This is a genomic window from Mesorhizobium sp. (assembly GCF_004963255.1).
GTDB lineage: Bacteria > Pseudomonadota > Alphaproteobacteria > Rhizobiales > Rhizobiaceae > Mesorhizobium.
Window position 1 is genome coordinate 124,423 of the sequence record NZ_SUGA01000006.1, and the last position, 10,970, is coordinate 135,392.

Sequence of the window (10,970 nt, forward strand, 5' to 3'; positions counted from 1 at the left end):
CCTGAGGCGATGGCATGGACTCGCTGATCAACGCCGCCGGCCGCGCCCTCGCCGCGGGCGATCCGCTCGGCGCCTTGAAGCGCGTCGCCCTGCGCGACGACGCGCCGGCGCTGGCGCTGCGCGGCATCGCGATGGCGCAGCTCGGCGATTTCGCCAAGGCCAAGGCGCTGCTGAAGGACGCGGCGAGGGCCTTCAGTTCGAGGGAGACTGTCGCGCGCGCCCGCTGCGTCGTCGCCGAGGCCGAGATTGCCCTGGTCTCGCGCGACCTCGGCTGGTCGGAGAAGGCCTTGCGATCCGCACGCGCCACGCTTGCCGCGCATGGCGACCGGCTGAACGCCGCCTATGCCGGCAGCCTCGAGGCGCGCCGGCTCATCCTGATCGGCCGGCTCGACGAGGCCGAGCGGCTGCTTTCGGATTTCGATCCGGCGCCGCTGCCGCCGGTTGCGCGCGTCGCGCATGAACTGGCCGCGGCCGGCATCGCGGTCCGGCGCCTGAGGACGAAGGCGGCGCGCTCGGCGTTCGGCCGAGCATCGCTGGCCGCTTACGAAGCCAACATCCCGGCCTTGAAGGCCGAAGTCGAAGCGGCATCCCTGGTCCTGAACACGCCGGTCGGCCGATTGATCTCGGGAGGCGCGGAGAAAGATCTGCTGCTTGACGAGGTCGAGATGCTGCTGACCTCGGGCGCGCTGGTCATCGATGCCTGCCGCAACGTGGTGCGCGAGGCCGATGCGGTCGTCTCGTTGGCGACACGGCCGGTGTTGTTCGCGCTGGCGCGCACGCTTGCCGAGGCATGGCCGGCGGATGCCTCGCGTGAGATGCTGTTGAGACGCGCCTTTCGGGCAAGGCACGCGGATGAATCGCATCGCGCGCGGCTGAGGGTCGAGATGGGGCGGCTGCGCGCCGAGCTCACCGGGTTGGCCGAGATCAATGCCACGGCCGGCGGCTTTGCCTTGACGCCGTTGAAGGCCGCCGAGGTCGTGGTGCTGGCGCCGCCGGTCGAAGACGAGCATGGCGCGGTGCTTGCCTTTCTGACCGATGGCGAGGCCTGGTCGAGCTCGGCGCTGGCGATCGCGCTCGGCGCCAGCGCGCGCACCGTGCAGCGGGCGCTGGAAGAACTGTCGACGCAGAACAAGGTGCAGCCGGTCGGTCGCGGCCGGGCGCGCCGCTGGATGATGCCGCCGGTGACCGGATTCCCGACTGTGTTGTTACTCCCGGGGCCGCTGCCGACCGACTAGTGTGCGGCCATTGTTCGAATGGAGATCGAAAATGAAACGAGCCGCTGCCGAGATCCTGCGCGAATACGGACCGTTCCCCGGCGTCGAGCGCGTCAACGGCGTTACCTATGACGGCAAGAACGTCTGGTTCGCCAGTGGCGACAAGCTGAACGCGCTCGATCCCGACAGCGGCAAGATCGTGCGTACGATCGATGTCGCGTCGCATGCCGGGACTGCCTTCGATGGCGAGTATCTCTACCAGATTGCCGAGGATCGCATCCACAAGGTCGACCCGAAGATCGGCAAGGTCGTCGCCACCATTCCGGCTCCCGGCAATGGCGGCGATTCAGGCATGGCCTGGGCCGAGGGTTCGCTCTGGGTCGGCGAATACCGGGCGCACAAGATTCATCAGATCGATCCTGAAACGGGCAAGGTGATCCGTACCATCGAATCGAAGCGTGTCGTCACCGGGGTCACCTGGGTAGATGGCGAGCTCTGGCACGCCACCTGGGAGGGCGAGGAGGGCGACCTGGTGCGCGTCGATCCCGACACGGGCGACGTGCTGCAGGAGCTGGCGATGCCCTCCGGCGTGTCGGGGCTGGAATCGGACGGCGGCGGCTGCTTCTTCTGTGGCGGCGGCAGCAGCGGCAAGATCAAGGCCGCAAAGCGTCCGGGACACGAAAGCAAGTAAGGAACAGTGGAAAGGCGGCCCGGTCAGGCCGCCTCGCGCGCCGGCCGCGTCATTGGCTTGGAGGCCTTCGCGGCGTTTGGCTCATCGACATGCGCCCAGGCCGGCCGCTCGAACAGGAAGGCGCCGAAGCCAATGCGCTTGACGATGAAATAGAGCGCGACCGGGCTGATGACCGAGACAATCAGCACCGCTAGGCTCAGCATCCCGGTGTCGGTCAGGAGGCCGCTCGCCAGCATGACACCGCGGAAGATCGACATCGGAATGGTGAAGGCGACATAGACCACCAGCGAATGCTCGCCGAGCCAGCGCAGCCACTCCATGGAAGCAAATTTCGACAGAAAGCCGCCGGCCACGCACAGCGCCACCGCGCCGGCGACGGCCAGCGTCAGATGCAGTGGCGGCCATGCCGCCAGGCCCATCTGCATGCCGACCGGCTGCATCGCATAGCCCGGCGAATAGACGAGCAGCCCGTTGACGAGCGCCCAGGTGAGCAGGCCCGCGACGGCGATCGCCGGACGAGCCTGCGTCCATTCCACCAGCCGGAAGATCAGCGGCGCGAGCACGAAGCCGAGATAGAAGAACACGAAATAGGCCGCGAACTGCTCGAGCGCGTAGCTGTCCGGCTTCGGCGCCCACATCTGCAGCGCGGCAGCGAACGGGATGACGATCCAGTGCGGCACGCGAAGCTCGCGCAGCACGCGGATCACGATACCGAAAACCGCCAGCATGTAGATGAACCACAACACGCCATAAGGCTGTACGACGGCCATTACGAGGTCGTGCAGCATGCCGGCGGGATCGCGGCTGAAGATGCCGATCTTCAGCCCGATCGAGATGATCGCCCACAGCACGTAGAAATAGAGATAGTGGACGACACGACGGTCGACATAACGCCGCCACGGCCGGTCGATCACTTGCGACAGGAACAGGCCCGAGATCAGGAAGAATTCCGGCATGCGGAAGGGCGTCGCGAAGCCGATGACATAGTGCAGGAAGCCGACGCCGCCAGTGTATTCACCGGTGTTGTAGGCCGAATACATCATCACCACCAGGATGATGGAAAGGCCTTTTGCCGTGTCCACCCACGGCATGCGGTTGGGGCTGCTCATGCGCGATCTCGAGGAAAATTCAACTGCCGCGATTGTAGCGGACCGGCGAATGCCTCGCAGCAACAAGCTTACGATATCGTAAACGGAAACCTTGTTCGGTGCCTGCGTTAACCATCGCCTGACGCGGGAGACGGGGCGGCGGCATGCGTCTCGCGCATTGCTATCGCGACAATTGCGCCCGACAGGAAGGTCAGCGCCGCGATGGCCCCGATCGCCGCGGCGAAGCCGAAGAAATCGGCGATCAGGCCCGCGGCGAGGGCGCCAATTGCGTAGCCGAGGTCGCGCCAGAAGCGGTAGACGCTGAGCGAGCGCGCCCGCCATGAGGGATGCGAGGCGTCCGAAACCGCCGCGATCAGGCTCGGATAGACCATCGCCGTGCCGAGGCCGAGCAGCAGGCTCGCCAGCAACCACCAGCCGAAATCGCGCGTCATGGCGGTCAAGAGAAGCCCCGCCGCCTGCACCCACATGCCGGCGACGATCAGGCCCTTGCGGCCCCACCGGTCGCTCAGCGGCCCGGTCGCGACCTGCAGGACGCCCCACACCGCCGGATAGACCGCCTTGAGGATGCCGATGCGCTCGACGCCGAGCCCGTTGGCGACGAAGAAGAGCGGGAACAGCCCCCAGCTCATGCCGTCATTCAGGTTGTTGACCAGGCCGGCTTGGGAGGCGGCGAACAGGTTACGGTCCCCGAACGAGGTCAGAATGAAGATCTCGCGGAAGCTGAGCGGCGAAGCCTGTTTTGGGTGGTCCGCCAGCTCGAGCCGCACATGCTCGCGCGTGTCGCGCACCAGCAGGATGGACAGCGTCGCACCCAGGATCGCATAGCCGACGCCGAGATAGATCGGCACCGGACGCAGCCCGTAGCGGCTGGCGAGATAGCCGGTGAGGAAGGCGGTGATGCCGACGGCGAGGTAGCCGGCGAACTCGTTGAGGCCGACGGCCAGCCCGCGCGATTTCGGTCCGACCAGATCGACTTTCATGATCACCGTCATCGACCAGGCGAGCCCTTGGTTGATGCCGAGCAGGGCATTGGCGGCCACGATCCAGCCCCAGTTCGGAGCCCAGATGATGATGAAGGGCACCGGCAGGCCGAACAGCCAGCCGAGGATCAGCACGCGCTTGCGGCCCCATGTGTCGGCGAGTTGGCCGGAAACGAGATTGGCGCAGGCCTTGACCACGCCGAAGCTGACGATGAAGGAGACGACCAGCGTGGTGGAAGCGACGCCGAATTCCTCCGCGCCGATCAGCGGCACGACGGTCCGTTCGATGCCGACCATGCCACCGACGAAGGCGTTGATCAGCACGAGCAGCGAAAACTGCTTCCAGTTGGCCTTGAGGCCGAGCGCGACGGCGGTGGCGTTCACACTGGAAAACCGGCCTTTCTGAAGCCTGATGTGAAAAGCTCGAGAGCGACCGGGTCGGCGAACGGGAGACCTGAAATCAGCCGAACAGTCACGTCGTGTTTCCTCATCAGTGTTTCCTCGACTTCAGCGCGCGCCTTCTCCATCTCGCCCAAATGCGCGTAAGTCGCCGCGAGGAAGGCATGAATGAAGAAATGGTCTCCGGCCTTCTGATACGAACCGACGGCTTCCGAGTACCTTCCAAGCAGGAAGAGCGAGCTGCCCTTCACCTCCCAGAACCATGTCGGAGGTAAGGGGTCGCGCAGTAACGCGCTTTCGAGCACGTTGAACGCCGTCTCGCCCCGTCCGCCATAGTTGAGCCAGCTTGCGTAATCTCCTGCGATGTTCACGTCCAGCGGGTTCAGCGAGCGTGCTCGCTCGAAATGCATTCCCGCATCGCTGTGCTGGCGCATGTGCGTAAGCACCAGCCCCATGCTCTGGTGACAGACGCCGTCGCTCCTGTCGAGATCGAGCGCCGTTCGCGCCGAGTCCCAAGCCTTCTGTAGCGTCCTCGGATCGTTGTCATACCAAAATCTGCCAACGAGGGCCTGGGCGAGGAAGGCGTGGCCTTGAGCGAAGGTCGAATCGAGTTCGACGCACCGAACGAACAGCGGCTCGGACTTGTCCAGTTCATATCGATGGAAGAGCGCGCGCCCTTGCAGATAGTAGTCGTATGCATCCCAATCGGCTGGAGGCTTGCGCCTGGAGCGGCTTGCCGAGTCGGCCTCCGTTTGGCCTTCGACCATTGAGGCGATGAGCGCGGCAACCTCGTCTTGCAATGTGAAGATGTCGTTGAGGGCCCGGTCGTACCGTTGGGCCCACAGGTGGGTGCCGGTGGCGGCGTCAATCAATTGTGTAGTGATGCGAATGCGATCGCCGAGCTTTCGTATGCTGCCTTCGACGAGGTAGCGAACCCCGAGTTTGCGATGGACTTCGGCGATGTCCGGTGCCGGATGGCGAAACTGAAAAGACGAGTTGCGTGCGATGACGAGGAGGGAGCGAAATCTGGCCAGCTCCGTGATTATGTCCTCGGTTATGCCGTCACTGAGATATTGCTGGTCCTGATCGCCGCCCAAATTGGCAAAAGGCAGCACCGCAATCGACGGTTTGCCGGATGCCGGCATCGGTTTGGAGGATGTGCTCGCCACCGGCTCAATCGTCCCGGTGAAGCGGTAGCCGACACGAGGCACAGTGGCGATCCACTCGCCGCCGTTCTCAGCCGGGCCAAGAACCTTTCTTAGTGTCGCGATCTGGACGGTAAGGTTGCCTTCCTCGACGGCGGTGCCCGGCCAGGCAGCGTCCATCAGCTCGGCCTTGGTCAGGATTTCGCCCGGCCGTGCCGCAAGCGCGGCAAGCAACGTCAGCCCACGATGCCCAACGGCGATCGGGATACGCTCTTTAAGGAGCGTCCCGGTGTCGGGATCGAGTACGAACGGACCAAAAGCGATGCGAGTCCCCTGCATGTGGGCATATTAAGCGTTTCGACAGTTTCCGGGAAAGGGTTGGAGAACGACTAAACCGCAGCCGAGGGTTTGTCGGGCTGTCGCGGCGCTGCGCTCGGTCGGGCGTTCCGCGCGCCGCCCCGAGGACGGCATGCCGGAATGGAAAGCCGCCGGCTTGCCGGTGGCGGCGGCCGCCTGATGGTGCGGCTAGTTGATTGACCCGGGCGCGCCGGCAGATCAACGTGCGATGGCCTGCGAAAGCTGATAGCATCCCTCGATGCTTTCTCCACGAGGTTGAGGGTCACGATGTCTGCGCGTTTTTATTCGCTCCTGCTGGCGTTTCTCCTGGCTGCGCCCGGCGCCTTTGCCGAAACGCTGAAGCTTCCGGACAATCTGACGGGATTCAGTTCCCCTGCCGGAGAGAGCTTTCTTGCCGAGAGCATGGCGAAGGAAGCCTATTTCCCCCTCGCGAGCAATTTTCTCACGCAAAAGACGCAGGCCTATTGCGGCGTGGCCAGCATCGTCATGGTGTTGAACGCGCTCAACGTTCCGGCGCCCGCGGTGCCCGAATACGAACCTTACAAGACGTTCACGCAGGATAATGTCCTGAACGAGCGCACGGAAACCATTCTTCCTCGTCAGGTCCTCGACAAGCAGGGAATGACGCTCGACCAGATCGGGGCCATTCTATCCACCCAGCCGATCAAGGCCGAGGTCCGCCATGCTTCGGATGCCAGCCTTGAGCAGTTCCGCACCCAGGCCAGTTCGTTCCTTGCCAAGCCCGGGCACTTTGTCATCGTCAACTATCTGCGCAAGGCGATGGGCCAGGAGAAAGGCGGGCACATATCGCCGCTGGCCGCTTACGACGAGAAAGCGGACAGGTTCCTGATCCTCGATGTCGCCCGCTACAAATATCCGCCGGTATGGGTGACAACGGCCGACCTGTTCGGAGCGATGAACACGGTCGACAGCGACAATGAGAACAAAACCCGCGGATATGTGCTGATATCGTCGCCGTCGGGAGAGTAGTTCAGCCTGAACTTCCAGCGGAGAAGGCCCGCAAGCACACAGTTCGCGACGTAGCCCGCCCCATGCAGGCGAGCCGCGCTAATCGTGCTGCCGTAAAATATCAGTCCTTCGCGCGCTCCACGTACGAGCCGTCTGCGGTCATCACCACGATGCGCGTGCCGGCCGAGATATGCGGCGGCACGGCGGTACGCACGCCGTTGGAGAGCACGGCCGGCTTATAGGAGGAAGACGCCGTCTGGCCCTTGGTGACCGGCTCGGTTTCCACCACCTCGAAGGTGGCGCGCTGCGGCAGCGTCAGCGAGATCGGCACGCCGTTGAACTGGGCGAGCTGAACGGCCATGCCTTCCTGCAGATAGGGCGCGAAATCGCCGACCACGGCTTCCGAGGCCACGACCTGGTCGTAGCTTTCCGGATTCATGAAGTGAAAGCCTTCGCCGTCGGAATAGAGGAAGGTGTGCTCGCGCTCTTCGACATAGGCGCGCTCGACCATTTCGGTCGTGCGGTAGCGCTCCGACACCTTCACCCCATCGCCGATACGGCGCATGTCGAGCTGCGTCACCGGCGTGCCCTTGCCAGGGTGGATGTTTTCGGCAAAGAGGATGACATAGAGCTTGCCGTCCTTATCGACGACGTTGCCTTTGCGTAAGGAACTGGCGATGACCTTGACCACGATATTCGATCCCGTTCGAGTTTTTCGGCCTGCAAGCGTCGATTTCCGCGAAGCGGCGACGGCGGCCATCGCGTGCGCCCTAGCGCATCTTGCGCCGAACCGCCAGCCTTTCCGGCGATTTTCCTGCCTATGACCGCCGCTTCGCCCTGGTGGATGCCTGATATCCATGCCGATCGCCGGCCCCGGCTGATGGCGCGCAACGCCATTGCCGCCGCGCTTCGCGGCTGGTTCTCGACACGCGACTTCATCGAGGTGACGACCTCGGCGCTGCAGGTTTCGCCGGGCAATGAGGCGCATCTTGCCGCCTTCGCCACCGAGGCGATCGGACCGGACGCGTCACGCCAGCCGCTCTATCTCCACACCTCGCCGGAATTCGCCTGCAAGAAGCTGCTTGCCGCCGGCGAGGAGCGCATCTTCAGCCTCGGCGCCGTCTGGCGCAACCGTGAGCGCGGGCCGCTGCATCATCCCGAATTCACCATGCTCGAATGGTACCGCGTCGGCGAAACCTATGAGCGCCTGATGGACGACTGCGCCGAATTCCTGGCGCTCGCCGCGGAAAAGGCCGGCTCCAGGAATTTCCGTTTTCGCGGCCGCGAGGCCGATCCCCTCGCCGAGCCGGAACGGCTCAGTGTGGCGGAGGCCTTCGCTCGATATGCCGGCATCGACCTCCTGGCGACCGTCGCGGCTGACGGGAGCACGGATCGCGACGGACTTCATGCCGCGCTGGTCAAGGCTGGCCTGCGCACCGCGCCCGACGACAATTGGGCAGATCTGTTCAGCCGGGTGATGGTGGAAAAGATCGAGCCCGTGCTGGGGCAGGAACGCGCCACCATCCTTTATGGCTATCCGATTGCGGAGGCGGCACTTGCCCGCCCGAGCGCCAAGGATCCGCGCGTTGCCGAGCGCTTCGAGCTCTATTGCTGCGGCGTCGAGCTCGCCAACGCCTTCGGCGAGCTCACCGACCCGGCCGAGCAGCGCCGCCGCTTCCTCGCCGAGATGGACGAGAAGGAGCGCGTCTATGGCGAGCGCTATCCGCTGGACGAGGATTTCCTGGCGGCTTTGGCCATCATGCCGCAGGCAAGCGGCTCGGCGCTGGGCTTCGACCGGCTGGTGATGCTGGCGACGGGGGCAACGAGGATCGAGGACGTGATCTGGGCGCCGGTGGCGTAATCCCGCTGCGTCAGCCCTTCAGGCCGCTCGGGATTTTCTCCGGTACTGCAAGGAGGGTGTTGAAATATCCATCCAACGGAATCCCGTCAGCCACGCTGGCGCATCCCGGCCGGGTCATCACCGTTTCCGCGTCATCCCCAGGAATGCGCGGAAATCGCGGAACAGCGATCTGTGCAGGTGGCGTATCGGAATTCGACCTCCGAAACCGGCTCGCAGGATTGACCTGGCTTGTGCACCGGAGAAGCGGTTCGTGATCTCCCTGCGGAATTTCCCGTCGCCGAAAACCGACCTTAGTTGCGGTGCGTTTTGCCTGAAAATTTCAACCGCGAGTTCATTCCTGAAATAGTCGCGTAACGCCGCTCCGTCCTCGCGCGTGACCCTGTCGACAGTCGGCCAGAATTCCGGTCCGAGCAACCACTCGAAACGCTCGCTCCGTTCTATCAAGAACCTCACGCTCTCATACGTGAATTGCTGCGTCTTGGCCGCGAAGCTTCTGGTTCCGCCGCGTATGCCCTCGATGCTTTCGCCGACTGCGAAGTAATTGCTTGAATGGAGACGATAGCCCGACAGCGGCATGTCGATCAGCGCGCTGCCGGCAACCGCGTGGCAGATCGTGTTGAAATATCCGTCTGCTGCCGTCATCCGCGGTTTGCTGCCATCATCCAGCCGCAACAGACGCAGCACCGAGGTGCGGAACATGTTGGCGCTACCGGGCGCCCAGAGCCAGCCTATGTGCCGCTTCGGTATGGTCGCCGTATTGTCGTCGAGAAGCCGGTATTGCGAGGGAGAGACCGTGGGCAGCCGCAGCACGGTCTGCTCGCCTCGAAGGCCTCGTTTCGCGTCAGGCATGTTCAGCCTGAGTTGCGAGTACGAGGCCGTCAAGGTCTTGCCCGTCGAATCCATTTCGGTGACGTTGGCCGAGGTGAAGCCGACGTTTCGCCGCAGCGCCATATGCACCTGGATGTGCATCGAGGCATAATTGTCGAACAGCACGTCGTCCGCGTCCACGAAGGTCACGAACCCGCCATTCACCTTGTCAAGCGCCCACAGGGCGGCGCCGAGCTGGCCATGGTTCTGCGCCAGGGTTTCCACACGGAAACGCGGATCGCCTTCGACATGCCGGGCAATCACCTCCGCGCTGTCGTCGTTCGACCCGTTGTCGATGACGATGCACTCGAAGTGCGGATAGTCCTGCCTGCGGATGGAGTCGATTGTGGCGCCGACATAGCGGCCGTAGTTCCAGTTGATGACAACGAAGCTGACGAGCGGCGGCGACAACGCGCCGCCGGCGAGTTCGCCGATGTCGCGCCCGGCAATTGTGAACGATCTGGTCGCAACGATCCTGCTCTTGCGTATGATGACCTGCTGGTCCCGGTGCAGCAGTTCGAATTCGCCGGCGATCTGCCGCAGAAAGGCTTCGATTCCCGCGGCGGGACGTTTCGCCGTCGGCAGGCGCGCGCCCCACCGGTAGTCGTCCAGGATCATCACGCCATCATTGTCGAGCAGGTCCCAACCCAGCCTCGCATCGGTGTAAGTGGATGCGGCTGAATGATCGCCGTCGACATAGACCACGTCATACAGTCGCTGCTCGGCTGCCAGCGCCGGCAGCACCACCACCGAGTCGCCTCTGTGTTTGTCGACACGGTCGCCAAAGGGTTCCAGGTTCTGGTCGAAGCGTCTTTCGACCTCGACCATGTCGGATTCATATTTCGAGCCGCGCTCGACATGCTCTTCGCTGCCCTGGAAGCTATCCACGCAAGTGATGCGGGATTTTGGCAGGAATTGCAGGAAAAACAGCGCGGAGCGGCCCTCGAATGAGCCGATTTCCAGAACTGCGGTCGCGGTGTCGATCTTGTCGCGGAGGAGTCCCTCCCAAAGGTTCAGGTGATGGGAGGTCCAGTCATAGGTAAACCGTCCACCTGCGAAATAATCCATTCTTCCCCCATGAGGTCCGGCGCCCGAAGCGAGCGCATGACCAACCCCAATTGCCGGCGCGCAACACCTGCCCGGTGATCGGCGCCCCCCTTTTGAATTCAAATCCCCATTGCCCGAAAATCACGGGCAAGCCTGCAGCGTACCATCGGTCACTCGGCCCCGTCGATGACAGACTGCGCGTGAATCCGAAGGGCTGCGCCGAAATCTGCTGACGATGGAGGTCGAAACTGGCCCGAGTGCCGGACGAGCCACGAATAAGCCGAGCGCTCGTCATAGAAAGCGCGGATTTCGTCGGGATCACGGACCGGCA

At 63.7% G+C, this 10,970-nt stretch carries 9 protein-coding genes; 4 read left to right on the top strand and 5 right to left on the bottom strand.

The features are described from left to right. Nucleotides 1–14: 14 nt before the first annotated feature. Both E5X34_RS09740 and E5X34_RS09745 read left to right on the top strand, forming a co-directional pair. Entirely contained in the window at nucleotides 15–1,235 is a 1,221-nt protein-coding gene (locus tag E5X34_RS09740) for a helix-turn-helix domain-containing protein (protein WP_292563455.1), read from the top strand. 31 nt (nucleotides 1,236–1,266) lie between these two features. Next, nucleotides 1,267–1,905: a DUF5074 domain-containing protein gene (locus E5X34_RS09745; RefSeq protein WP_292563458.1), complete on the top strand. Its 639-nt coding sequence runs from the start codon at nucleotides 1,267–1,269 to the stop codon at nucleotides 1,903–1,905. Between the two features lie 23 nt (nucleotides 1,906–1,928). Here the strand turns inward: E5X34_RS09745 and E5X34_RS09750 are convergent, their stop codons facing one another. The 3 genes from E5X34_RS09750 to E5X34_RS09760 all read right to left on the bottom strand — a co-directional run bounded on the left by E5X34_RS09750 (nucleotide 1,929) and on the right by E5X34_RS09760 (nucleotide 5,877). Further along, nucleotides 1,929–3,014 (bottom strand): acyltransferase family protein, encoded by a 1,086-nt coding sequence (locus tag E5X34_RS09750; protein ID WP_292563461.1) that lies wholly within the window; start codon nucleotides 3,012–3,014, stop codon nucleotides 1,929–1,931. A 107-nt stretch (nucleotides 3,015–3,121) separates the two neighbouring features. Beyond that, a complete protein-coding gene (locus E5X34_RS09755; RefSeq protein ID WP_292563465.1) occupies nucleotides 3,122–4,378 on the bottom strand; it encodes an MFS transporter in 1,257 nt (418 codons plus the stop codon). Then, complete coding sequence (locus tag E5X34_RS09760; RefSeq protein WP_292563468.1) at nucleotides 4,375–5,877, bottom strand: winged helix-turn-helix domain-containing protein; 1,503 nt, start codon at nucleotides 5,875–5,877, stop codon at nucleotides 4,375–4,377. The genes E5X34_RS09755 and E5X34_RS09760 overlap by 4 nt, the downstream gene beginning before the upstream one ends. 273 nt (nucleotides 5,878–6,150) lie before the next feature. Here E5X34_RS09760 and E5X34_RS09765 point away from each other — a divergent pair, with 273 nt between their 5' ends. After that, on the top strand, nucleotides 6,151–6,885 hold the full coding sequence (locus tag E5X34_RS09765; protein ID WP_292563471.1) for a phytochelatin synthase family protein: 735 nt from the start codon (nucleotides 6,151–6,153) through the stop codon (nucleotides 6,883–6,885). 100 nt (nucleotides 6,886–6,985) lie between these two features. On the opposite strand, the gene efp is transcribed toward E5X34_RS09765, so the two are convergent. Continuing rightward, the gene (efp, locus tag E5X34_RS09770) at nucleotides 6,986–7,555 is read right to left on the bottom strand and encodes an elongation factor P (RefSeq protein WP_042646394.1); all 570 of its coding nucleotides are present in this window, start codon (nucleotides 7,553–7,555) and stop codon (nucleotides 6,986–6,988) included. Nucleotides 7,556–7,684: 129 nt separating this feature from the next. On the opposite strand from efp, the gene epmA reads away from it, so the two are divergent. Then, nucleotides 7,685–8,725: an EF-P lysine aminoacylase EpmA gene (epmA, locus tag E5X34_RS09775; protein ID WP_292563473.1), complete on the top strand. Its 1,041-nt coding sequence runs from the start codon at nucleotides 7,685–7,687 to the stop codon at nucleotides 8,723–8,725. Between the two features lie 117 nt (nucleotides 8,726–8,842). On the opposite strand, the gene E5X34_RS09780 is transcribed toward epmA, so the two are convergent. After that, nucleotides 8,843–10,660 carry a glycosyltransferase gene (locus tag E5X34_RS09780; protein ID WP_292563476.1) on the bottom strand — a complete coding sequence of 606 codons (1,818 nt, stop codon included), beginning with the start codon at nucleotides 10,658–10,660 and terminating at the stop codon, nucleotides 8,843–8,845. Nucleotides 10,661–10,970: the final 310 nt, after the last annotated feature.